Genomic DNA, 23623 nt, shown 5'->3' with positions numbered 1-23623 from the left:
CACCATGATCAGTTCAGAGACAGTCAGCAGCTACCTCACCCGGCTGGCCGGGAAGCAGCCCACGCCAGGCGGTGGCGCTGCAGCGGCCCTGCACGCCGCCCAAGGTGCCGCCCTGGTGGCCATGGTGGCGCGTTACACCACCGGCGCCAAATACGAACAGCATGCACCGCTGGTCCAGCGCATCACGCAGGCCGCCGACGACCTCGTCGGTGAGGCGCTGAGCCTGGCCGACGAGGACGAACGTGCCTTCCAGGCAGTCATCGACTCCTACAAGCTCCCGTCCGGCACCGATGAACTCAAGGTCGCCCGTGCGGCCGGGATCCAGTCCGCGCTCATCCAGGCGGCGCAGACCCCTGCCCGGCTGATCAAGCTGTCGGGTGGCATCGTGGACCTCGCCAGCGAACTGTTCGACGTCGCCAATGCCAACGTCATCAGCGACGTTGCCGCGGCCGCTGACGCCGCCCGCGCAGCTGCCACCACGGCGCGCGTCAACATCGACATCAACGTCGTGGCGGTCAAGGATCCGGAGGCACGCGCGCTGCTTGCCCAACAGACGGACGGCATCGAGGAGAAGGTCGTCCTGGCAGCAGATGCCCTCTCCGCCCGCGTTCGGGAAAGGATCCTGGGTTGAACACCGCAGTACTTTCCGGAAAGCCTTTGGCCGGTTTGTTCCAACAGGAGGTCCAGGACCAGGTCCGGTCGCTTGGACTGGACGGCGTCCGCCCGGTCGTGGCGGTGGTCATGGCGACCGCCGATGAGTCAACGCGCTGGTACGTCCGTTCCATCGAGCGGGCAGCGGAGCGCGCCGGAGTCGGCTGCCGAATCGTCGACCTGGGCCATGATGCAACGGAACCGGTGCTGGCCAGTGTCCTGCGGGACCTCAGCGAGGAACCGTCCGTGAACGGCATCATCCTGCAAACCCCGCTGCCGGCGGGTGTCCGGACCGACAACCTCGTGGGCCTCATCGCCCCCGAAAAGGACATTGACGGCGCCAATCCGCTGAGCCTGGGACGCTTGGCCGTCGGTCAGCCGGCCTTTGCTCCCGCCACCGCCCGCTCCGTCGTCGAAATCCTGGACCACTACCAGGTTCCCGTCGCGGGCAAGGGCGTGGTGGTGGTGGGCCGGTCCGCCGTTGTGGGCAAGCCGCTGTCGCTCCTCCTGCTGGCACGAGACGCCGCGGTGACGGTTTGCCATTCCAGGTCGGGCCCGCTGGAGCGCTACACGAAGGACGCCGATGTCGTGGTGGTCGCCGCCGGCCGCGCCGGGCTGCTGACGGGCAGCCACGTCTCCTCCCGGACCGTCGTGGTGGACGTCGGCACGAACGTCCTTGCCGACGGCTCGCTGGTGGGTGATGTGGACGAAGCCAGCGTCACGGGGACCGCAGCGGGACTCACCCCTGTTCCCGGCGGCGTCGGCTCCGTGACCACCGCGCTGCTGCTCCTGCACACCGTGGAGGCCGCGCGCCGGCAATCTTCCTCCCTGCCACTGCCGGCCGAAGCCGTGGAGGCCCAGGTCCTGGAAACGGCGGGCTAGGAAAGGCACAGCGCCAGCAACGGGTGTCCCGTTTTCCGTAAAAGGTGCTTCGGTGGGCCTAAGACCTGGGGAGGTATTCCCCATCGAAGCACCGTTTTCGGAAAACGGGACCCCGCATCGGTAGGGCCCTCAGCATGCCGCGGATCACGAGCAAAACGCTTACATACTCTGCCTTTCAGGGTCACACTCTTGACATCGAGTGTGAGCTAGCGCACCATCTTGTTGCAGAAAGCGAACGTTGTTGATCATCGCGGAACGCGGCTCGCGCGGATATCCTCCAGTCACCCGGCTCCACCCGTGGCGGCCTTGGAAACAGACGAACTAATTCATGATGGCCGATCCATGGTGGAGCTCTGGCTCGCGCATCGGCCGCACAACGTTGTCAGCATCCTTGCGGCAGCCTGGATCACCAAAGGAAACTGTCTATGACTATCAAAGGTGGCAGCACCATCGATCAAAGCAGCGCGGAGTGCCGGAACCTGGGGGCGCCGCCGAAATCAATCTGTGCGTCTAAGAAACGGCGCTCTGGTGCCGTCAGCGGTTTGCGCTGAAGCCCGAAGGGAACGAATTTCAATGATCAATCCGACCAGGACGACGGCCTCCGTCGACACCTCCATATCAAAAGAGACCAGCTCCAGGTTCAAACGCCGCTTCATGGTGCGGCTTGTCGCGGTCTTCATCGGCGGGATGTTCCTCGACGGTTACATCCTCGGAATCATCGGCCCCGTCACCGGATCCATGCGGTCAGATCTCAAGCTCGACGCACTATCGCTGGGCATGATCGCTGCAGGCCCGCTGGCTGGCATCTTCATCGGCTCCCCGCTGGCCGGCTGGGCTACTGACAAGTTCGGACGCAAGCCAATGTTCCTCGTGGACATGGGCCTGTTCCTGGTCGCCTCAGGAGCCCAATTCTTCGTAACCTCTGGAGACGGCGCCGTGATCCAGCTGGCCATCATCCGATTCATGATGGGCGTCGCGATCGGCGGCGAGTACTCAATCGGTGGGCCACTGCTGTCAGAGTTCTCCCCGCCCAAGCTCCGCGGGCGGTTGCTCGGACTGACCCTGATCGCCTGGTACGTCGGTTTCATGATGGCATTCATCATCGGCACGCTCCTGCAGGACGTCGGCACCCCATGGCGCCTAGTACTCGGCACGAGCACGATACTGGCATTCGTTCTGTTCCTCGCCCGCATAGGCCTCCCCGAATCGCCGAGCTGGCTCATTACGAAGGGACGGCACAAGGAAGCACTCGCGATCGCACACCGATATATCGAATCGCCGCAGATGCACGACAGCATCACCGGAGAGATGGATCTCAGGATGATCCAGGAGGCCCAAGCCGCGGAGAGTGGGACCAAAATCAAGAACGCCTCCTTCGGAATGCTGTTCTCGAGGCAGTACTGGCGCGCCACCATCTTCACTGCAGGTTTTTGGTTCTGCGCGGTCACTCCGTACTTCGCGATCGCGACCTTCGCCGACGAGGTGCTCAACCAATTCGGCTTCGGCGGCGGCTGGGCCGGTGGAGTCGGCCTGTCCGCACTTGCGGTCGCGGGCGTTGTCACCAGCGTACTTCTGATTGACAAGCTCGGTCGCCGAATCCTCACCGTGCCCGGGCAGTGGCTCTGCGCGGGCATCCTTCTGGTCATCGGAGTATGGGGGAACGCACCAGCGATCCTCGTGCTCGTCCTGTTTCTCGCCTTCTCCTACTTCAATGCCGGCTACACCACGATGACCCAGGTCTATCCGGCCGAGGTATTCCCCGGCCACCTGCGCGGCGTCGGCATGGGCTTCGCCGCGTCCTTCAGCCGCATCGGAGCCGCACTCGGCACCTTCGCCCTGCCATGGGCGATCGCCAACATCGGCATGGGCGCAACCATGGTGGTAGCCGCCGCCGTCGCATTACTCGGCGCAGTCCTCTCGCAATGGCTCGCGCCTGAGACGAAGGGGCGCACCCTCGCCGAGATCTCAGCAGACTTCTCCCACTGACACCGGTACTGCACGGCCACACGCCGCCGGATAACTGGACCTGCACAAAGAGGCCTTCGCCGCGACAGCGGCGGGGCCTCTTTGCTCCCTGTGGTCACAGCGCTGCCAGCCTTTGCAACAAAGCAGGAAACCCTTGACATCATCTGTGAGCTACGACACTCTGTTGCATATAGTGATGCGCGTTGCTCATAGCGAAGCAAATTCCATCACCCGGTCAGGCGGAGCCCAGTACCAACCAGGAGAATCAAGAATTATGAGCGCATCACCCCGCGTCGTCATCATCGGAGCCGGCATCGTCGGCACCAACCTCGCCGACGAGCTGGCAAGCCGCGGCTGGAACGGCATCACCGTCGTCGAGCAGGGCCCACTGGAGCTCGCAGGCGGCTCCACGTCGCATGCCCCGGGCCTCGTGTTCCAGAACAACCCGTCCAGGACCATGACGGAATTCGCAACCTACACTGTCAACAAGCTGCTCGCCCTAAGCAAGGACGGCCAGTCCTGCTTCAACCAAGTGGGTGGCCTGGAGCTGGCAACCACTCCCGAGCGCCTGGCCGACCTCAAGCGCAAGATGGGCGTAATGACGTCCTGGGGTGTCGAAAGCAGGATCGTCGACGCCGACGAATGCGAAAAGATTTACCCACTGCTGAACACCGGCAAGCTCACCGGCGGCCGCGAGGTCCTGGGCGGCCTGCTCATCCCCACCGACGGACTCGCCCTGGCGGCCCGGGCCGTGCAGCTGCTGATCGAGCGCACGCGCGAACGCGGCGTCACCTACCGCGGCTCCACTACCGTCACCGGCATTGCCCAGGAGGGCGGCAAAGTCACCGGCGTCGAGACCTCCTCGGGCCTGCTCCCTGCCGACATCGTGGTGTCCTGCGCAGGGTTCTGGGGCCGTGAACTCGGCCGGATGGTGGGCCTGGAGGTGCCTCTGCTGCCGCTGGCCCACCAGTACGCCGTCACCACACCCCTTACCGAACTCGAGAACGTCAACGAGCTGCCAAACGGCGCCAGCAAGCCCATCCTGCGCTACCAGGACAAGGACCTGTACTACCGCGAATGGGGCGACCGCATCGGCATCGGCAGCTACGCCCACCGCCCTATGCCCGTGGACATGTCCGCACTGCCGAAGGTCTCTGCTGAGGACATGTCCGATCACCGGATGCCCTCCCGCCTGGATTTCACCCTCGAAGACTTTGTTCCCGCGTGGAAGGACAGCCAGGGCCTGCTGCCGGCACTGCGCGGCACTGAAATCCAGGACGGTTTCAACGGCATCTTCTCCTTCACCCCGGACGGCGGCCCGCTCATGGGCGAGGTACCGGACCTCGAGGGCTTCTTCGTGGCTGAGGCCGTCTGGGTCACGCACTCGGCCGGCGTTGCCAAGGCCATGGCAGAGCTGATCATCGACGGCCAGCCGCAGACCGACCTGCACGGCTGCGAGCTGACCCGTTTCGAGAAGGTGCAGACCTCCGACGCGTACGTCAGCGAGACCTCACAGCAGAACTTCGTGGAGATCTACGATGTCATGCACCCGCTGCAGCCCCGCGAATCGCCGCGCGACCTGCGCGTCAGCCCGTTCAACGTCCGCCAGAAGGAGCTTGGCGCCTTCTTCCTTGAGTCCGCCGCCTGGGAGCGCCCGCACTGGTTCGAGGCCAACCGCGGACTCCTGGCCGAACTGCCGGAAGAATGGCAGGCCCCCGAGCGCGACGAGTGGTCCGCCATGTTCCACTCCCCCATTTCCGCCGCCGAGGCGTGGAAGACGCGCACCGCCGTCGGACTTTTCGACATGACACCGCTGAAGCGGCTCTCCGTCACCGGCCCCGGTGCACAGGCACTGCTGCACCGGCTCAGCACGGGCAACATCACCAAGAAGCCAGGTGCGGTGACGTACTGCCTGCTGCTGGCGGACGACGGCGGCATCCGCAGCGACGTGACCGTGGCCAGGCTGGCGGAGGAAGAGTTCCAGCTGGGTGTGAACAGCAACGTCGACTTCGATTACCTCCGTGTGGAGGCCCGCCGGCAGTCAGTGGCCGATCCCGCCCAGTGGGCGCATGTCACCGATATCACCGGCAGCACCTGCTGCATCGGCCTGTGGGGCCCTCTGGCCCGCAAGGTCATCGGCAAGGTCAGCGACGACGATCTGACCAATGACGGCCTGAAGTACTTCCGCACCAAGGAGATCTCGGTGGGCGGCATCCCCGTGACGGCGATGCGGCTCTCCTACGTAGGCGAACTCGGCTGGGAGCTCTACACCACCGCCGAGTACGGGCTGAAGCTGTGGGACCTGCTGTTCGAGGCGGGCCAGGAGCACGGCATCATCGCTTCAGGACGCGGCGCCTTCAACAGCATGCGCCTGGAGAAGGGCTACCGGCTGTGGGGCACTGACATGACGTCCGAGCACCACCCGTACCAGGCCGGCCTGGGCTTCTCCGTGGCCAAGGACAAGACCGGGTTCGTCGGCGCCGAGGCACTTGCCGGACTCAAGGATCAGCCGGCCGCCAAGACGCTGCGCTGCCTGACGGTCGACGACGGCACGTCAGTGGTGCTGGGCAAGGAACCGGTGTTCGTGGCCGGGGAAGCCGTTGGGTACGTCACCAGCGCGGCCTACGGCTACACCGTCCGCAAGCCCATCGCCTACGCCTGGCTGCCCTCGTCAGTGTCCGAAGGGGACGCCGTGGAGATCGAGTACTTCGGGCGGCGCGTGGCGGCCACCGTTTCTACTGAGCCGCTGGTGGACCCGGGCATGGAGCGCCTCCGCGGCTGATCTGCCCCAACCACGCCAGGTGGTTGGGCCTGCTTGAGACCGGCAGGCCCAACCACCTTTTTGTTGCCCGCCCGCGGAGCGCGAACTGTTTCACCCCCCGTGCCACGGGATGGCACGTGGCTGCGAGTGTGGCACCCCCATTCCGAGCCGCCCTACGGGCCCGGGCATGACAATGGCGGCACCCCGCACTGAGCGGGCTGCCGCCATTGGTCCTTCCCGTTCTTCACAAACGGGAACCAGGCATCAGTTGTTGAGGTAGCCGTTCGGGTCCAGGACATACTTCGTGGCAGCTCCGGCGTCGAACTCCGCGTACCCGCGCGGGGCATCGTCCAGCGAAATGGCCGTAGCGTTGACCGCCTTGGCGATCTGGATCCTGTCATGCAAAATCGCCATCATCAGCTGACGGTTGTACTTCATCACCGGGCACTGGCCCGTGGTGAAGGACAGGGACTTGGCCCAGCCGGTCCCCAGTGACAGGGACAGGCTTCCCTTCCTGGCGGCCTCGTCCGCAGCTCCCGGGTCGCCCGTGACGTAGAGGCCGGGAATGCCCACGGAGCCGCCCGCAGTGGTGAGGTCCATCAGCGAGTTAAGCACCGTGGCCGGTGCTTCCTGGGCGCCGTTGCCGTGTCCGCGGGCCTCGAAACCGACGGCATCGATGCCGGAGTCGACTTCCCGGACGCCGAGGATCTGCTCGATCTGGTCGGCGGGGTCGCCGTTGGCCACATTGACGGTTTCACAGCCAAAGGACCGGGCCCGTGCCAGGCGGTCCTCGTTCAGGTCGCCCACGATAACCACCGCGGCTCCCAGCAGCTGGGCGCTGGCGGCCGCGGCAAGGCCCACGGGACCGGCTCCGGCAACGTACACGGTGGACCCGACGCCGACGCCGGCCGTCACGGCACCGTGGAAACCGGTGGGCAGGATGTCGGAGAGCATGGTCAGGTCCATGATCTTCTCCAGTGCCTGGTCCCGGTCGGGGAAGCGCAGCAGGTTCCAGTCGGCGTACGGAACCAGGACGTACTCCGCCTGGCCACCGACCCAGCCGCCCATGTCGACATAGCCGTAGGCAGAGCCCGGACGGTCCGGGTTCACGTTCAGGCAGATCCCGGTCTTGCGCTCTTTGCAATTCCGGCAGCGCCCGCAGGAGATGTTGAAGGGGACCGAGACGATGTCCCCGACCTTGATGAACTCGACGTCGGGCCCGGTCTCGATGACTTCGCCGGTGATCTCGTGCCCCAGGACGAGGCCGGCAGGGGCGGTGGTCCGGCCGCGGACCATGTGCTGGTCGGACCCGCAGATGTTGGTGCTCACGGTGCGCAGGATGACGCCGTGCGGGACCTTCCGGCCGACATTAGCGGGATTGACGCCGGGGCCGGCTTTCAGTTCAAACGAGGGATAGGGGGTGTCGATGACCTCGACGACTCCGGGCTCCTTGTACGCAACGGCTTTGTTACCTGACATGGGCATGGCTCCTATGGTTGGCGTTCGGTTGCTACGGAAGGCCTGGCGCTAGGTGCCTCAGGCCTTCCGTGTGGTCTTACTTTTCACTTGCCGTGAATCATGGGGTGCACCCCCCGCTTGAACGGGTGGCTAGGCGTCGATCACCATGTCGGTACGCGCCGTGGAACAGCAGGGAAGGAACTTGCCGGCATCAATCTCCCGTTTCCGGATTCCACCCTGGTGGTTCATGTCGATCTCCCCGGACAGCCTGACCACCTTGCAGGAGCCGCACATGCCCTCCTTGCAGTTGGCGCCGATCCGGACACCCGCACGCTGCGCCACCCCAAGGATGGGCTCCTCCGGGTCGATCCGCACATTGATCCCGGTGCGCATGAAGGACAGAGTGAGGCTCCCGGTTCCCACGGTGTCGAAGCTTGAGGCGTCGGGGGCCTGCGCCTCCGGGGCCGGAGCCGGAGTGGCGGCGGCAGCAGGGGCTTCCGGGCCGACTGCTTCCAGCGCGAGTCCCGTGGCCTGCAGGGTTCCATCCTCGTCGTAGCCGGGCTCGTACATCCCGAACGCCGCAGGCTGGCTTTCAAAGTAGTCCTCGGCGGACTCGGCAATGTCCTCGGCGATCTCCCCTGCGATGTCCGCCGCCAGGGCGAGCTCGGCCTGGTATTCGAGGAGGGTCTGCCGGTCGCCGGAGAAGAACTCCATGTAGATTGAAGTGTCGTCGACGCCCACTTTCCTGAGCAGCTCAGTGGCACTGTTCAGGTAACCCTCAGGGCCGCAGGCGTAGACCTGCCGGCCATTGGCGTCGGGTGCCACCTCATCGATCATGGCTGAGGTCAGCCGTCCGCTGAAGCCTTCCCAGTCCTCGGGCCTGCCGCGGTCGCCCAGGGCGTAAAAGACCTTGATCCGCGAGTCCACGGAAGCGATATAGGCCAACTCCCGGTGGAAGGCAAAGCCGCCGGCTTCCGCGCCGTGGTAAAGCACCACCACATCGGCGGTTCCCGCCAGGGAGTGGATGGTCCGCATCATCGACATGATGGGGGTGATGCCGGCGCCGGCAGCCAGGAAGAGGTACCGGGCGCGCCGGTCGGCGTCAGGCAGGTGGAATGCCCCCACCGGTCCCAGCATGTCCAGGACGGTGCCGGGCCTGACGTTCTGGTGCACCCACGGGGAAACCAGTCCGCCGGGGTCGCGCTTGACGGTGACGCTGAAGGTCCACGGTTGCGTGGGCGAACTGGACAGCGAGTAGCTGCGGTCCACCGGTTCCTGGTCGTCGCCGTTCACGGGGAAGGCGATGTTCACGTACTGGCCCGGGCGGAACGCCAGGGGCGCGCCGTCGCAGCGGCGGAACACGAACGTCATCATGCCGCCCGCTTCGGGAACGGTCTCGACGCATTCGGCCACGAACTCCTGCGGATGCCACGGGCCCAGGGCCTTGGCTGCGCTGGCAGGTCCTTCGATGCTGCCCATCACCCGGTTCCACGGCATCTCAAGACCGCGGATGCGCTGTGGTTCCTGGACGGGCGTCTCAGTGAGGACGTCAATCATGCCAAGTGCTCCTGCACGCGCTGGACGTACCAGTTGATGAAGGCCTCTACCTGGTATTCGCTCTTCATGTACGGGCCGGGCTCGTAGGCGGGGCTGGCAGCGCCCTGCTGGCACAGTTCCACGAACGCCTTGTCCTGCAGGTTGGTCTGCTTCCAGGTGTAGGTGAGCTTCTCTAGGTCGTAGTCAACGCCTTCCTCGGCGTCGTCGGCCACCAGCCAGGTGGTGCGGACCAGGGACTGGTGCTCGTTGATGGGGAAGACGCCAAAGGTGATGACGTGGTCGCCCAGGAAATGGAACCAGCTGTTGGGCTGCAGGTGCATCGAGCAGCGGCCCAGGCGGAAGTCCCGCAGGTCGCCGAGCAGCTTCTTGGAGAGCCTGCGGCCGTCGGCCGAGAACGATTCGCCTTCGCCGTCCAGGGATTCGCGTGAAATACGGATACCGGCAATACGGGTATCGAGTTCCTCAACCACCTCGTAGGGCAGGCCGTAGCGGCGGCACCGCTCCTCGAGGGAAGACTGGGCTTCCTTGTTGCGGTCCCAGACCTCTTCGAGGTGGGCCGGGATCAGTCCCTCGGTCAGGCCCCAGGTGGGGAAGAGCGAGCAGGCGAGTTCCGGGTGCCCGTCACAGTGGTAGCACTCACGGTTGTTCTCCATGACGAGCTTCCAGTTGCCCTCTTCGATGATGTTCTGCTGGTAGGCAATCTTCGTCTTGGACAGGTCGTGGGGTGCGAGGTAGGGCTCGAAGATCTTGGCGGTCTCGTCGAAGTCTGCGGGCGGAACGTCTGCGATGCAGACAAAGATGAGCCCGGCAACCTCGCGGCTGTGGGCGCGCTTGAGGGCAAAGCAGTTCTTGTCGAACTTGGCTTCGCCGGGGGCGGAGGCGTGGATCAGGTTGCCCTCGGGGGAATAGGTCCAGGAGTGGTAGCCGCAGACCAGGTTTCCGGTGGAACCGGCAGCTTCGGTCAGGACACGTGCACCGCGGTGGCGGCAGACGTTGTGCAGGACGTTGACGTCACCCTCGTCGGTGCGCAGCACGATCAAGGAGTAGGGGCCGTAGTCCACCGTGATGTAGTCGCCCGGCTCCGGCAGCTCGGCAACGCTGCCGGCAAAGATCCAGTGCTGGCCGAAGATGGCCTCCATGTCGAGCTTGAAGATTGTCGGGTCGGTGTAGAAGGGGGCATCGAGGGAGTAGCCAGTGCGCCGCAAGGCGAACAGCTCGGTAATTTCAGCCAGCTGCTCGGCAGGCATTGCTGAGGCGAGCTTTCCGCGTGCGCTGAGCGGCGCGTTCACTGAGGTAGTCATTGTGTTTCCTCCCGAAAGGGCTGGGGAATGAGTGATTTGCGGTGATTAGGGAGCAGGTGGGGCAACAGGGGGTGTCCAAGACGTTCTGTGCATGAATGTGGGGAGGTCCATCAGCAACAGAAGCGATGACTCCAGAAGGAAACTGGAAGCACCTAACGCAACACCGATCACCATATGCAACAGTGTGACTCCTGCCACGCCGGGCTGTCAATCAATTTCGGATATGACAAAAAAGCTCAGGATCAGCGGCGTCCCACCCCACAACAACCGCCACCCCGCAGCATCAGAACGGCGGCACACGGGCTACCGGTGTGCCGCCGTCGCGGGTCTGTTGTTGTGGAATGTAATCGCGCGGCTAAGCCGGCGTCCCTGCCAGCTCCCCAGCTGAGGCCTGGGCTGCCGCTACCTCTGCCACGTGTGGCGTGAAGCGGACGAACATGGCCTTGAAGCCGGGCGTATTGGACACGCGGGCCACGTTTTCCTTGTGGACCAGGGCGTTGGCCTCAGGGAAGTACGCCGCTGCGCAGCCCTTGGCGGTGGGGTAGGCAACGAGCCGGAACTTATCTGCCCTGCGGTCCACGCCCTGGAAGGTGCTGACCACGTCCACCAGTTCCCGGTCCTGGAAGCCGGATTCGGCGAGGTCTTCAGGGTGAACCAGGATCACGCGGCGGCCGCCGGAAATGCCGCGGTAGCGGTCGTCCAGGCCGTAGAACGTGGTGTTGTACTGGTCGTGGCTGCGGATGGTCTGCAGCACCAGGTGCCCGGGCGGCGGGGTCAGGTACTCCAGCGGGCTGACCGTGAACCGGCCCCGGCCGATGTCCGTGGCGAAGGAGCGCGTGTCCCGCGGCGGGTTGGGCAGCACGAATCCGTTCTTGGTTCGCACCCGGGTGTTGAAGTCCTCGAACCCGGGCAGGACGCGGGCAATGTGGTCGCGGATGATGTCGTAGTCCCCGGCCATGGCCTTCCAGTCCACGGGGTGGTCCGGCCCGAAGGTGGCCTCCGCCATCCGGGCCACGATCACGGGTTCGGCCAGCAGGTGTTCGGACACGGGGGTCAGGCGGCCCTGGGTGGAGTGCACCACGGACATGGAGTCCTCCACGGACAGGAACTGCGCACCCTTCGGGTGCTTGTCGTCCTTGTCGGTCCGGCCCAGGGTGGGCAGGATCAGCGACGTGCGGCCGTGCACGATGTGGGAGCGGTTGGGTTTGGTGGAGATGTGCACAGTCAGCCCGATCCGCTGCATCCCCGCTTCCAGGGCCTCGGTGTCAGAGCAGGCGAGCGAGAAGTTCCCGCCCATCGACACGAACACGTCCACCTCGTCGCGTTCGAACGCCTCCATGGACTCCACCGCGTCGTACCCATGGTGCCGCGGGGAGGTGATGCCGAACTCGGAATCGAGTGCCGAGAGAAGCCATTCCTTCGGCTTTTCCCAGATGCCCATGGTCCGGTCGCCCTGGACGTTCGAGTGCCCGCGGACGGGGCACGCGCCGGCGCCGGGTTTGCCGAAGTTGCCTTGCAGCAGCAGGACGTTGACCATCTCCTTGATGGTGTCCACGGAGTGCGGCTGCTGCGTCACGCCCAGCGCCCAGCAGAAAATCGAAGCCTTGGACGCCACCAGCATGCCGGCGACCTTCTCGATCTGTGCGCGGGACAGCCCGGTGGCCTTTTCGGTCTCATCCCAATCGAGCACCCGGCGCGCTTCACGGTAGGCGTCGAACCCGTCCGTCTGCGCGGCAATGAAGGAATGGTCGACGACGGTGCCCGGGTTCTCCTTCTCGGCTTCCAGCAGCAGGTGGCCCAGCGCCTGGAACAAGGCCAGGTCACCGCCCACCTTGATCTGCAGGTACTCGTCCGCGAGCGGGGTGCCGCCGCCCACCACCCCGGAGACCGTCTGTGGATCCTTGAAGTTGAACAGGCCGGCCTCGGGCAGCGGATTCACGGCCACGATCCTGCCGCCTTTGTCCTTGCACTCCTTCAGCGCGGACAGCATGCGTGGATGGTTGGTGCCCGGGTTCTGGCCCACCACAAAGATCAGCTCGGCGTCGTGGATGTCCTCAAGGGACACCGTGCCCTTGCCGATGCCGATGGTCGGGTTCAGGGCCGAGCCGGAGGATTCGTGGCACATGTTGGAGCAGTCGGGCAGGTTGTTGGTGCCCAGGGACCGTGCGAACAGCTGGTACATAAACGCTGTCTCGTTGGCGGTGCGGCCGGAGGTGTAAAAGACGCAGCGGTCAGGGGTGGTGGCGCGGATGTGTCCGCCAATGAGGTCGAAGGCATCGGCCCAGGAAATCGGCGAGTAATGCGTCTCGCCCTCCCTGATGACCACCGGTTCGCTGAGCCGGCCCTGGTTGCCCAGCCAGTACTCGGTCTTCTCCGACAGCTCCGCGATGGAGTGCTTCGCCCAGAACTCCGCCCCCACGGTCCGCACGGTGTTTTCCTCAGCCACCGCCTTGGCGCCGTTCTCGCAGAACTCCGCTGTCTTGCGCTTCTTGTCCGATTCCGGCCACGCACAGCCCGGGCAGTCGAAGCCGCCGCGCTGGTTCAGCCGCAACAGCGACTGTGTCGTACGGGCCACGCCCGCCTGGGCCACGGCACGTTCCAGGGCCACCATGACGGCTTTGACCCCGGCGGCCTCTGTCTTGGGTTTGTGGACCTCGAGCTTGTCCTCGTTGATGTCCGCGACCGGGGCGGGCTGCTTCCCGAACTTCATTGTTCCAACTTCCTTGCCGGCTTACGCTGTTCGATGGCCGGCAAAGGCGCGCCAGGCCTGCCCGGCGCGCCTTCTACTGGCACTTCATTTCACTGGCACTTCATAAACTTCCCGCTGGCTACTGCTGAACCTTTGCCAGGGTTTCCTGCTCCGCCGCAATGGTGGTGCTGTCGCCGTGGCCGGTGCGGACCACGGTTTCGGCCGGGAGCGTCAGCAGCCGTTCGCGGATGGACTTCAGGATGGTGGGGTAGTCACTGTAGGACCGCCCGGTGGCACCCGGGCCGCCGTTGAACAGGGTGTCCCCCGTGAAGACGGTTCCTTCGCTTTCCAGGTAGAAGCAGGTGGAACCGGGCGAGTGGCCGGGGGTGTGGACAGCCCGCAGCGCGGCGCCACCCACCTCGAAAACGTCGCCATCGGCGTGGTACTGGTCCGGTTTGGCGTCCGGGTACACCTGCTCCCACAGGACCAGGTCCTCCTGGTTCAGGAGGATCGGGGCACCCAGGGCATCAGCAACCTCCCGCGCGGCACCAATGTGGTCGTTGTGCGCGTGCGTGAGCAGGATGGCCTTCACCTTCCGGCTGCGGACCTGGTTGATGATCGCGGCGGCGTCGTGGGGCGCATCGATGATGACGCATTCCTCGTCATTGCCCACGATCCAGACGTTGTTGTCCACGTCCCAGGTGCCGCCGTCGAGCGAAAACGTGCCCGAGGTCACCAGGTTCTCGATGGTGACGCTCATGCGGACGCCCCCGTCGGCTGGACCTCGACGACGGACCGCAGGACCTTGCCCTCGTGCATCTTCCCAAAGGCCTCCTCGATCTGGTCAATGGAGATGCGCTCGGAAACGAAGGCGTCCAGGTCAAGGTTGCCCTGCCGGTAGTGCTGCACCAGCATGGGGAAGTCGCGGGAGGGCAGGCAGTCGCCGTACCAGGAGGACTTCAGCGAGCCGCCGCGGCCAAAGACATCCAGCAGCGGCAGTTCCAGCGTCATCTCCGGCGTCGGCACGCCCACCAGGACCACCCGGCCGGCGAGGTCGCGGGCATAGAAGGCCTGCTTATAGGTCTCAGGACGGCCGACGGCGTCAATCACCACGTCCGCTCCGTGGCCTCCGGTGAGGGCACGGATGGCTTCAACGGCGTCCTCCTGCTTGGAGTTCACGCCGTGGGTGGCACCCAGGGACTTGGCCATTTCGATCTTGTTGTCGTCGATGTCTACAGCGATGATCGTCGTCGCACCCGCCAGCTTTGCCCCGGCGATCGCCGCAATGCCCACGCCGCCGCAGCCGATGACCGCCACGGACTCGCCGCGCTTGACCTCGCCGGTGTTGATGGCGGCGCCAATGCCGGCCATCACGCCGCAGCCCAGCAGGCCGACGGCCGCGGCGTCAGCCTCGGGATCAACCTTGGTGCACTGGCCGGCGGCAACAAGAGTTTTTTCGGCGAAGGCCCCAATGCCCAGGGCGGGCGAAAGCTCAGTGCCGTCTTCCAGGGTCATCTTCTGGGTGGCGTTGTGGGTGTTGAAGCAGTACTGGGGCTGGCCCTTGGCACATGCCCGGCACTCGCCGCAGACGGCCCGCCAGTTCAGGATGACCCGGTCGCCCGGGGCTACCTGCGTCACGCCAGGGCCCACCGCGCTGACCACGCCCGTGGCCTCATGACCCAGCAAATAGGGGAAGTCGTCGCCGATGCCGCCCTGCTTGTAGTGCAGGTCCGTGTGGCAGACGCCGCAGGTGATGATGTCCACCAGCGCCTCCCCCGGGCCCGGGTCCGGAACCAGGATGGTCTCCAGCGACACCGGAGCGTTCTTTTCCTTGACAACAACTGCTTGGACTTTATGGACCATTGTTCTCGTGTTCCTTTCCTGGATCCGTGCAGAATCCGGTGGTCGGCACCAGTTGCCAATCTAGCTGACCTGACGTTCCTGGAGGCGCCCCCTTCTGCTGTGAGGGCCAAAACTGATTGCGCAATACGCAACGGGATGCACGCAGCGCTCCTATGAAATATGACAGTGGGCACATCCCGTGTCAATAGATATATCAGTTTGCGGGAAGCCTGCCAGCAGCTTCCCCTGCGCCCACAGGAACGTCGGTCGAGGACAGGCGGCACCCTTCCACCTTCCGTTATTTGCACCTTAACTCCGGCAGTAGGCTGGATGGCATGGCTTTCGAAGAACACCCTGCCGAGCGGCGCGAAGTTACCGTCCGCCGCGCACCGAAGTACGTCCCCTTCCTGATCCTGGGCGCACTGGTGGGTGTTGTTGCCGCGGCGGTGGTGGCCTATGCGGTACCTGGCGACACCACGTTCGACCCGGGCGCGGTCTTCGGATTCTTCCTGGTGATGTTCGCCGCCGCCGGCGCCATCCTGGGTGCCGTGCTTGCGCTGATCCTGGACCGCCGCAGCGTGAAGCGGCAGGAGAGGGCCGTGGTGGAGTCCGTTTCGGATTCGGAACCGGATACGGATCCCCAGGCCTAGCAGGTCACAAACCGGCGGCCGGAAAAGTCATACCCCATATCGTGAGATAATCGACCAGTGGCACGCGGCGATGGAAAACTTTCCCATGATCTTCTCCCCGGCGAAAAAGGCCCGCAGGACGCCTGTGGCGTCTTCGGCGTCTGGGCCCCAGGCGAAGAAGTAGCAAAACTTACCTATTACGGGCTGTACGCACTGCAGCACCGCGGTCAGGAGTCCGCTGGCATAGCCACCAGCGACGGCAAGCGGATCAACGTCTACAAGGACATGGGCCTCGTGTCCCAGGTCTTCGACGAGACCACCCTGAACACCCTGACCGGGCACCTGGCCGTCGGCCACTGCCGCTACTCCACCACCGGCGCCAGCCACTGGGCCAACGCGCAGCCCACCCTGGGTGCCACCGCCACCGGCACGGTTGCCCTGGCGCACAACGGCAACCTGACCAACACCGCCGAGCTCAACGCCATGATCACCGAGCGCAACGGCGGCCAGCTCACCGGCGAAATGAAGCAGGGCAACACCTCGGACACCGCCCTGGTCACCGCCCTGCTGGAGGGCGAGCCGGGCAAGACACTCGAAGAAACCGCCACCGAACTCCTGCCCAAGATCAAGGGCGGCTTCTGCTTCGTCTTCATGGATGAAGGCACGCTCTACGCCGCACGTGACACCTTCGGCATCCGCCCGCTGGTCCTGGGCCGGCTGGAGCGCGGCTGGGTTGTCGCTTCCGAACAGTCCGCCCTGGCCACCGTGGGCGCCAGCTTCATCCGGGAGATCGAGCCGGGCGAGTTCATTGCCATCGACGAGGACGGCGTGCGGTCCAAGAAGTTCGCGGAGCCGACGCCGGCCGGTTGCGTTTTCGAATACGTTTACCTCGCCCGCCCGGACGCCGCTATCGCCGGGCGCTCCGTCTATGAGTCCCGCGTGGAGATGGGCCGCCAGCTGGCCCGGGAGAACACGCAACAGGCGGACATCGTCATCCCCGTGCCCGAATCCGGCACCCCCGCGGCCGTCGGCTATGCCGAGGAATCCGGCATTCCCTTCGCACACGGCTTCGTCAAGAACTCCTACGTGGGCCGCACCTTCATCCAGCCCTCCCAGACCTTGCGCCAGCTGGGCATCCGGCTCAAGCTCAACGCCTTGGAGTCCGTGATCCGCGGGAAGCGTGTTGTAGTGGTGGATGACTCGATCGTCCGCGGCAACACCCAGCGCGCCATTGTGCGGATGCTCCGGGAGGCCGGCGCCGCAACCGTCCACGTGAAGATTTCCTCTCCGCCGGTGCAGTGGCCCTGCTTCTACGGCATCGATTTCGCCTCCCGCGCCGAACTGATCGCCAACGGCGCCACCATCGAGGAAATCTCCCAGGCCATCGGCGCAGACTCGCTGGCCTACATCTCCGAGGACGGCATGATCGGAGCCACCCGGCAGCCGCGCGAGCGTCTCTGCACCGCCTGCTTCACCGGCAAGTACCCGATCAAGCTCCCGGACGCGGACAAGCTGGGCAAGAACCTGCTGGAGCGCACGGACCTGGGCGGCCTGAAGCCTTCCCCCTCCGCGCTTCCCGGCCAAACCGCCGCCCTGGCCATTGACGCCACCGAGGATCCCGCGGAGAAGGCCGGTGCCACCGGCTGCGATCCGGGCCCGGACTCCGAATTCGAGAACCTGCTGACCGAAGCCGACCTTGTGCCCGACGTACCCGCCGCCACCAGCGCCGACAAGAAAGAGTCCGTATGACTTCCGCTAACACCGCCGCAGAGAACTCCGGCATCACCTACGCCTCCGCAGGCGTGGACGTTGAAGCCGGGGACCGCGCCGTCGAGCTCATGAAGGATGCCGTCAAGGCAACCCACAACTCCTCGGTGATCGGCGGGGTGGGCGGCTTCGCCGGCCTCTACGACGTCTCAAAGCTGCTGACCTTCAAGAAGCCGCTGCTGGCCACATCCACGGACGGCGTGGGCACCAAGGTTGCCATCGCGCAGGCCATGGACATCCACGACACCATCGGGTTCGACCTGGTGGGCATGGTGGTGGATGACATCGTGGTGGTGGGCGCCGAGCCGCTCTACATGACCGACTACATCGCCTGCGGCAAGGTGGTCCCGGAGCGCATCGCGGACATTGTTCGCGGCATCGCGGCCGCCTGCTCGGTGGCCGGCACCGCCCTGGTGGGCGGCGAAACCGCGGAGCACCCGGGCCTGCTGGGCGAGCACGAATACGACGTCGCCGGCGCAGCCACCGGTGTTGTCGAGGCCGATGCACTCCTGGGTCCGGACCGCGTCCGCGCCGGCGACGTGGTGATCGGCATGGCCTCCTCCGGCCTGCACTCCAACGGCTATTCCCTGGTCCGCCGTGTCATCAACCACGCCGGCTGGGCCCTTGACCGCCAGGTGTCCGAACTGGGCCGCACCCTGGGCGAGGAACTCCTGGAACCCACGCGCGTCTACGCCGCCGACTGCCTTGACCTGGCGCGCACCTTTCCGGTCAGCGCCGGGGCGGCCGTCCACGGCTTCAGCCACGTGACCGGAGGCGGCCTGGCCGCCAACCTGGCCCGCGTTCTCCCCCAGGGCCTCGTGGCCACGGTGGACCGTGCCACGTGGGAACTGCCCGCCATCTTCAAGCTGGTCTCGGAGCTGGGCAATGTTCCACTGGCGGACCTCGAGCGCACGCTTAACCTGGGCGTGGGCATGGTGGCCATCGTCTCCCCCGAAGCCGCCGACGCGGCCGTGTCCCGCCTCAACGACCGCGGCCTGCCGTCCTGGATCATGGGCACCGTCGAGGAGAACTCGGACTCAATCGTGAAGTCCGGCCCGGACTACGTCCAGGGCGCCAAGGGCGTGGACGGCGGCGCGGTCCGCCTGGTCAACGCCTACGCCTAAAGCCTCCATCGAGTGCTCCCCACCGCTGTGGGGGGCGCTCGGTGTCCTTTAAGTGCCCGAATCCCCCTGCACCTGGATGAGGTTGAGCACTCCGCCCTGCGGGTCCTTGATGGTGGCCAGGGAGCCGTCAGCCTGGTGCTCATCGGGCTCCACCAGAACTTCCCCGCCTGCTGCCTGGGCGGCCGCCGCCGCCAGGGCAACATCTGCCACGCCAAAGTAGATCTCCCAGTCCGCTTCCTCGCCTTGGCCGGCTGGAACGACGCCGGCCACCTCACTGCCGTCAATGAGCAGCGTGCTGTAGCTGCCGCCGTCGTCCTGGGGGTACTCGGTGACCTCATGGCCGAAAAGCTGCTGGAAGAAGCCGACGGCGGCCTGCGGCTGGGGCGTGAAGAGTTCCGCCCAGGCCAGCGCGCCCGGCTCGTCGAAGAGCCCGCTTCCGTAGTGGGTTCCCGCTTCCCAGATCCCGGTGGTTCCTCCGCCCGGAGGGGCAATGAAACCCAGCACCCCGGTGTCCCCCACTTTCTCCGGCCCGAACTGGGCCGTACCCCCGGCGTGGCCGGCTTCCTGGAGCAGGTCCGCGGCGTTAACGGCCGCAAAATAGACGTTCCACTTCGCGGCGGTGCCGGCCTTCAGCTGCAAGTGGTTTTGCGGTGCGATGGTGGCCACCAACTGCCCGCGGACAGAGGCCTGCGCGTAGCTGCGACCGTCCGGGGTGGGAAAGTCCTGGTAGGTCCAGCCGAAGAGCCGTCCATAGAAGTCCTTGGCGGCGGCGACATCAGGGGTCTGGAGATCAGCCCAGCAGGGCTCGCCGCTGGCGTATGTGTTCCGAACAGTCATGCGGTCAGGTTACCAACGCCACGCTGCAAACAACACGGAAAGCCCGTTGCCGCACCGGGAATCCGGTATGGCAGCGGGCTGCGTGCTGTAGGCGGTCACCCTGTCCGGGTATCACGACTAGCCGATGCGACGGTTGTTTACCTCGTCGTCATCGTCATCCAAATCATCCGCGTACTTATCCACATAAGCCGAATAGTCCGGTTCAACCGGCTCATTCGAGTAACGGCTCGTTGAACGACTGCCTGGACCCGTCAGCTCACGCTGAAGTGCCGAGTAGTCAGTGTTCGGGGAGTAGTACTTGATGTCCCGAGCCTGCTTGGTAGCTTTTGCCTTTTGACGGCCGCGCCCCATGGCGTGACCCCCTTTTGTACTTGGACCGGAGGTGGTCACCTTGGCGATCGGTGAGGCCCCGGAATGTTTGGTCAATTTGTCGTACACCTAGATTACATGCTTTCGGCTGGCCCCGCTCGCCGCCTCCGGGCCCGGACGGGCGGGTGGGGTACCATGACGCACCTCCTGCCGCAGGATTCCGGCATTTTTCTTCGGTAGAGTCACTTAGGAACTGCCGATTTTGTCTGATCTTTGGCGAGCCGCGGAACCAAAAACCCAGGAGGATGCGCACCCGTGAACCACCAGGACATCCCGCCCAAACCCGCCTCGCCGCCGCGAACCGGAAGCCTGCCGAAGATCCAAAACCGGGCGGCGGGTCCAGCCCCCGCTCCGGAATCCGTCACCTGGTCCCAGCCGCGCCAGGATCCCGCCCCGGAAAAGCGCGTCAACAGGAGACCGGCCTTCTGGAAGGCGTTCCTCGTCGTCGTCATCCTGGCCGTTGCGGGCTCACTGGTATGGCTTGCCGTGTGGCTGAACTCCGCCCCGGGCAACGATGCGGCGAAGGGTGACGCTGCGGGCGTGCTGCAGACCGCCGTTACCCCGCCGGCCACGCCCCAGCCCCTCCCCCGGGAAGGGGTTGCACCCGCCGCATACGCGATTGGTGACTGCTTCAAGGATTTTGATCCCCAGGCACTGACGACCACGGTGGTGCCGTGCGACACGGGCCATTCGGCGCAGCTTGTGGCTACCTTCCGGTACGCGGACAGCACTGGCTACCCGGGAGTGGAGCCGCTCAAGGCCAAGGCGCTGGAGGCCTGCCAGGCGGCGAAACTGGGTCCGGCAGCAAAGCAGTTCCAGCTCAATTACCAGCGGAGTTTCCCCAGCAGCACCAGTTGGGAATCCGGTGACCGCAGGGTGGATTGCTACGTCACGGCCGACGCCGGCAATGTCATTACCGCAAGCGTGCTGCCCTGACAGTCAACCGCCAGGACAGCACACCGCCGCCTATACCGCCAGGCTAGTCCTTCCGCCTGACGGAGAGCCCGGAACTGGGCGCGCCGGTCAAGGCGTCCACGTTCCCCGCGGCAAGCTCGCCGAAGTCCGGCGCAGTGTCAACCAGGACGGTGTCGCCGTCGCTGATCTCGCCGGCCAGGATGCCCTTGGCCAGCCGGTCGCCGATCTCCCGCTGCACCAGCCGGCGCAGCGGCCGCGCACCGTATGCGGGATCGTAGCCGGACAGCGCAAGCCACGCCTTGGCGCCATCGGTGACTTCCAGGGTGAGCCGCCGTTCGTGCAGCCGCCGCCCCAGTTCGGCCACATGGAGCTCGACGATGTGGGACAGTTCCTCCACCGTGAGGGCGTCGAACAGCACCACTTCATCGAGCCTATTGAGGAACTCCGGCTTGAAGGACGCGTTCACGGTGGCCATGACGGCGTTGCGCTTGGCCTCGGCATCCAGGGACTGGTCCACCAGGAACTGGCTGCCCAGGTTGGAGGTCAGCACCAGGATCACATTGCGGAAGTCCACGGTACGGCCCTGGCCATCGGTGAGGCGGCCGTCGTCGAGCACCTGCAGGAGGATGTCGAACACCTCGGGGTGCGCTTTCTCCACCTCGTCCAGCAGCACCACGGAGTATGGACGACGGCGGACGGCCTCGGTCAGCTGCCCGCCCTCCTCGTAGCCCACGTATCCCGGAGGCGCCCCGACCAGCCGGGCGACACTGTGCTTCTCGCCGTACTCGGACATGTCGATGCGCACCATGGCGCGGTCGTCGTCGAACAGGAAGTCCGCCAGGGCCTTGGCCAGCTCCGTTTTACCAACGCCGGTGGGGCCCAGGAACAGGAAGGACCCGGTGGGCCGGTTGGGATCACTGATACCTGCCCGCGCACGCCGGACGGCGTCGGACACTGCGGTCACGGCCTTGGCCTGACCGATCAGGCGCCGGCCCAGTTCCTCCTCCATGTGCAGCAGCTTCTGGCTTTCGCCCTGCAGCATGCGTCCGGCCGGGATGCCCGTCCACGCGGAGATGACCTCGGCGATGTCCTCCGCTGTCACTTCCTCCGCCACCATCTGGGCGGACTTGTCCGTGACGGCGGCCTCCGCCTCGGCAGCGGCGTTCAGCTCGCGCTCAAGCGCGGGGATTTCCCCATACAGGATCCGGGAGGCAGCCTCCAGGTCACCCTCACGCTGTGCTTTGTCGGCGGCAGAGCGCAGCTCATCCAGCTTCGCCTTCAGGTCACCCACCCGGTTAAGGCCGGCCTTCTCAGCTTCCCAGCGGGCGTTCAGCGCGGAGAGCTCCTCTTCCTTGTCCGCCTTGTCGGCCCGGAGCGCGGCCAGCCGCTCCACCGGAGGCCGCATCGGTTTCGCCCTCCAGGGCGAGCTCTTCCATGGTGAGCCGGTCCACTTGCCGCCGCAGCTGGTCAATCTCCTCCGGAGCTGAGTCGATCTCCATGCGCAGCCGGGACGCGGCCTCATCCACCAGGTCGATTGCCTTGTCCGGCAGCTGGCGGCCCGAAATGTAGCGGTTGGACAGCGTGGCGGCCGCCACCAGGGCGGAGTCGGCGATGGACACCTTGTGGTGCGCCTCGTAGCGCTCCTTGAGGCCGCGGAGGATGCCGATGGTGTCCTCCACGCTGGGTTCACCCACGTAGACCTGCTGGAAGCGGCGTTCCAGGGCTGCGTCCTTCTCGATGTTTTCGCGGTACTCGTCCAGCGTGGTGGCACCGATCAGCCGCAGTTCACCGCGGGCCAGCATGGGCTTGAGCATATTGCCGGCGTCCATGGAGGAGTCGCCGGTGGCGCCGGCCCCCACCACGGTGTGGATCTCATCGATGAACGTGACGACCTGGCCCTCGGAACCTTTGATTTCCTCGAGGACCGCCTTCAGCCGCTCCTCGAATTCGCCGCGGTACTTGGCGCCGGCCACCATGGAGCCGAGGTCCAGGGAGATCAGCGTCTTGCCGCGCAGGCTTTCGGGGACGTCGCCCGCCACCATCCGCTGGGCAAGGCCTTCCACCACGGCCGTCTTGCCCACGCCCGGCTCGCCGATGAGCACCGGGTTGTTCTTGGTGCGCCGGGACAGCACCTGGACCACGCGCCGGATTTCGGAGTCCCGGCCGATAACGGGGTCCAGTTTGCCGGCCCGCGCCATGGCAGTAAGGTCCGTGCCGTACTTCTCGAGCGCCTGGAAGGTGTTTTCGGGGTCCGGGCTGTCCACCTTGCGGTCACCGCGGACGCCGGGAAGGGCAGCGAGGAGCGCTTCCCGGGAGGCGCCGGCATCGCGCAGCAGGCGGGCAGCGGCATCGTTGCCCGCGGACAGGCCCACCAGGAGAACCTCGGTGGAGACAAAGCTGTCGCCCAGGCGGTCAGCCTCCTCCTTGGCATGCTGGATGGCCTGGAGGGCGGGCCGGGACAGCTGCGCCTGCTGGCTGGAGCCGCCGGACGTTGCAGGCAGGGCCTTGATGGCGCTGCTGGCCTGGACGCTGACGGCATCGGGATCGGCACCGGTGGCGCGGAGCAGCGCGACGGCGACGCCCTCCCGCTGGTCCATCAGCGCCTTGAGGAGGTGGGCCGGTTCCACTTGGGGATTACCGGCCGTCGAGGCGTTCATTGCCGCGGCGGAAAGAGCCTCCTGGCTCTTGGTGGTGAATTTGACGTCCAAAGAGAGCTCCTTTCGGGAATTGTTCCAATCTTGAAGTTGAGTGTACTACGCTCAACTTTGGTTTGGCAGCACTTCCAATGCTTGTTTACCTAAGAGCGAAACACCTCGGTAAAGCGACCGACAGAGGCGACTGACCCTAATGAACCTGCAGTAATTCCGGTTCCCCTT

General features: G+C 65.6%; 16 protein-coding genes and 1 pseudogene. 8 read left to right on the top strand and 9 right to left on the bottom strand.

Annotated features, from left to right (window positions below; genetic code table 11):
• The first annotated feature begins 4 nt into the window (after positions 1–4).
• The 4 genes from QFZ57_RS07140 to QFZ57_RS07125 all read left to right on the top strand — a co-directional run bounded on the left by QFZ57_RS07140 (position 5) and on the right by QFZ57_RS07125 (position 6280).
• Positions 5–631, top strand: coding sequence for a cyclodeaminase/cyclohydrolase family protein (locus QFZ57_RS07140; protein WP_306899086.1), 627 nt, complete (start codon positions 5–7; stop codon positions 629–631).
• A complete protein-coding gene (locus tag QFZ57_RS07135; protein WP_306899084.1) occupies positions 628–1533 on the top strand; it encodes a bifunctional 5,10-methylenetetrahydrofolate dehydrogenase/5,10-methenyltetrahydrofolate cyclohydrolase in 906 nt (301 codons plus the stop codon). Before QFZ57_RS07140 ends, QFZ57_RS07135 begins: the two co-directional genes overlap by 4 nt.
• Positions 1534–2106: 573 nt before the next feature.
• On the top strand, positions 2107–3519 hold the full coding sequence (locus QFZ57_RS07130) for an MFS transporter (RefSeq protein WP_306899082.1): 1413 nt from the start codon (positions 2107–2109) through the stop codon (positions 3517–3519).
• Positions 3520–3772: 253 nt separating this feature from the next.
• Positions 3773–6280: a GcvT family protein gene (locus tag QFZ57_RS07125; protein ID WP_306899080.1), complete on the top strand. Its 2508-nt coding sequence runs from the start codon at positions 3773–3775 to the stop codon at positions 6278–6280.
• A 243-nt stretch (positions 6281–6523) separates the two neighbouring features.
• On the opposite strand, the gene fdhA is transcribed toward QFZ57_RS07125, so the two are convergent.
• From fdhA to QFZ57_RS07095, 6 genes are all read right to left on the bottom strand, one after another.
• Positions 6524–7738, bottom strand: a complete 1215-nt coding sequence (fdhA, locus tag QFZ57_RS07120) for a formaldehyde dehydrogenase, glutathione-independent (protein ID WP_306629754.1) — start codon at positions 7736–7738, stop codon at positions 6524–6526.
• A gap of 129 nt (positions 7739–7867) precedes the next feature.
• Positions 7868–9274: a ferredoxin reductase gene (locus QFZ57_RS07115; protein WP_306899078.1), complete on the bottom strand. Its 1407-nt coding sequence runs from the start codon at positions 9272–9274 to the stop codon at positions 7868–7870.
• Positions 9271–10575 carry an aromatic ring-hydroxylating oxygenase subunit alpha gene (locus tag QFZ57_RS07110; RefSeq protein WP_306629752.1) on the bottom strand — a complete coding sequence of 435 codons (1305 nt, stop codon included), beginning with the start codon at positions 10573–10575 and terminating at the stop codon, positions 9271–9273. Before QFZ57_RS07110 ends, QFZ57_RS07115 begins: the two co-directional genes overlap by 4 nt.
• A 355-nt stretch (positions 10576–10930) precedes the next feature.
• The gene (locus tag QFZ57_RS07105) at positions 10931–13285 is read right to left on the bottom strand and encodes an FdhF/YdeP family oxidoreductase (protein ID WP_306899075.1); all 2355 of its coding nucleotides are present in this window, start codon (positions 13283–13285) and stop codon (positions 10931–10933) included.
• 118 nt (positions 13286–13403) lie between these two features.
• On the bottom strand, positions 13404–14024 hold the full coding sequence (locus tag QFZ57_RS07100; protein ID WP_306629750.1) for an MBL fold metallo-hydrolase: 621 nt from the start codon (positions 14022–14024) through the stop codon (positions 13404–13406).
• Entirely contained in the window at positions 14021–15127 is a 1107-nt protein-coding gene (locus QFZ57_RS07095; RefSeq protein WP_306899072.1) for an S-(hydroxymethyl)mycothiol dehydrogenase, read from the bottom strand. The genes QFZ57_RS07100 and QFZ57_RS07095 overlap by 4 nt, the downstream gene beginning before the upstream one ends.
• A 314-nt stretch (positions 15128–15441) precedes the next feature.
• Here QFZ57_RS07095 and QFZ57_RS07090 point away from each other — a divergent pair, with 314 nt between their 5' ends.
• From QFZ57_RS07090 to purM, 3 genes are read left to right on the top strand one after another with little or no spacing between them, the layout of a single operon-like run.
• On the top strand, positions 15442–15756 hold the full coding sequence (locus QFZ57_RS07090; protein WP_306629747.1) for a hypothetical protein: 315 nt from the start codon (positions 15442–15444) through the stop codon (positions 15754–15756).
• Positions 15757–15813: 57 nt separating this feature from the next.
• Positions 15814–17484, top strand: a complete 1671-nt coding sequence (gene purF / locus QFZ57_RS07085; protein WP_306629746.1) for an amidophosphoribosyltransferase — start codon at positions 15814–15816, stop codon at positions 17482–17484.
• On the top strand, positions 17481–18626 hold the full coding sequence (gene purM, locus QFZ57_RS07080) for a phosphoribosylformylglycinamidine cyclo-ligase (protein ID WP_306899069.1): 1146 nt from the start codon (positions 17481–17483) through the stop codon (positions 18624–18626). The genes purF and purM overlap by 4 nt, the downstream gene beginning before the upstream one ends.
• 48 nt (positions 18627–18674) lie before the next feature.
• On the opposite strand, the gene QFZ57_RS07075 is transcribed toward purM, so the two are convergent.
• Together QFZ57_RS07075 and QFZ57_RS07070 are read right to left on the bottom strand one after the other, a co-directional pair.
• Positions 18675–19463: a VOC family protein gene (locus tag QFZ57_RS07075; RefSeq protein WP_306629745.1), complete on the bottom strand. Its 789-nt coding sequence runs from the start codon at positions 19461–19463 to the stop codon at positions 18675–18677.
• Between the two features lie 117 nt (positions 19464–19580).
• The gene (locus tag QFZ57_RS07070) at positions 19581–19814 is read right to left on the bottom strand and encodes a DUF3073 domain-containing protein (protein ID WP_306632452.1); all 234 of its coding nucleotides are present in this window, start codon (positions 19812–19814) and stop codon (positions 19581–19583) included.
• Positions 19815–20087: 273 nt separating this feature from the next.
• Here QFZ57_RS07070 and QFZ57_RS07065 point away from each other — a divergent pair, with 273 nt between their 5' ends.
• Positions 20088–20768 carry a septum formation family protein gene (locus tag QFZ57_RS07065; RefSeq protein WP_306899065.1) on the top strand — a complete coding sequence of 227 codons (681 nt, stop codon included), beginning with the start codon at positions 20088–20090 and terminating at the stop codon, positions 20766–20768.
• Between the two features lie 43 nt (positions 20769–20811).
• On the opposite strand, the pseudogene clpB reads toward QFZ57_RS07065, so the two are convergent.
• Positions 20812–23455: pseudogene (clpB, locus tag QFZ57_RS07060) on the bottom strand (ATP-dependent chaperone ClpB).
• Positions 23456–23623 lie beyond the last annotated feature (168 nt).

Origin of the sequence: Arthrobacter sp. B1I2 (assembly GCF_030816485.1) — a bacterium.
Classification (GTDB): domain Bacteria; phylum Actinomycetota; class Actinomycetes; order Actinomycetales; family Micrococcaceae; genus Arthrobacter.
This window is presented reverse-complemented; position numbering and strand designations above follow the sequence as displayed.

Coding starts and splice junctions, on each gene's coding strand:
- QFZ57_RS07140 (WP_306899086.1), top strand. CDS start 5: ATGATCAGTTCAGAGACAGTCAGCAGCTACCTCACCCGGCTGGCCGGG.
- QFZ57_RS07130 (WP_306899082.1), top strand. CDS start 2,107: ATGATCAATCCGACCAGGACGACGGCCTCCGTCGACACCTCCATATCA.
- QFZ57_RS07125 (WP_306899080.1), top strand. CDS start 3,773: ATGAGCGCATCACCCCGCGTCGTCATCATCGGAGCCGGCATCGTCGGC.
- fdhA (WP_306629754.1), bottom strand. CDS start 7,738: ATGTCAGGTAACAAAGCCGTTGCGTACAAGGAGCCCGGAGTCGTCGAG.
- QFZ57_RS07115 (WP_306899078.1), bottom strand. CDS start 9,274: ATGATTGACGTCCTCACTGAGACGCCCGTCCAGGAACCACAGCGCATC.
- QFZ57_RS07110 (WP_306629752.1), bottom strand. CDS start 10,575: ATGACTACCTCAGTGAACGCGCCGCTCAGCGCACGCGGAAAGCTCGCC.
- QFZ57_RS07105 (WP_306899075.1), bottom strand. CDS start 13,285: ATGAAGTTCGGGAAGCAGCCCGCCCCGGTCGCGGACATCAACGAGGAC.
- QFZ57_RS07100 (WP_306629750.1), bottom strand. CDS start 14,024: ATGAGCGTCACCATCGAGAACCTGGTGACCTCGGGCACGTTTTCGCTC.
- QFZ57_RS07095 (WP_306899072.1), bottom strand. CDS start 15,127: ATGGTCCATAAAGTCCAAGCAGTTGTTGTCAAGGAAAAGAACGCTCCG.
- QFZ57_RS07090 (WP_306629747.1), top strand. CDS start 15,442: ATGGCTTTCGAAGAACACCCTGCCGAGCGGCGCGAAGTTACCGTCCGC.
- purM (WP_306899069.1), top strand. CDS start 17,481: ATGACTTCCGCTAACACCGCCGCAGAGAACTCCGGCATCACCTACGCC.
- QFZ57_RS07075 (WP_306629745.1), bottom strand. CDS start 19,463: ATGACTGTTCGGAACACATACGCCAGCGGCGAGCCCTGCTGGGCTGAT.
- QFZ57_RS07070 (WP_306632452.1), bottom strand. CDS start 19,814: ATGGGGCGCGGCCGTCAAAAGGCAAAAGCTACCAAGCAGGCTCGGGAC.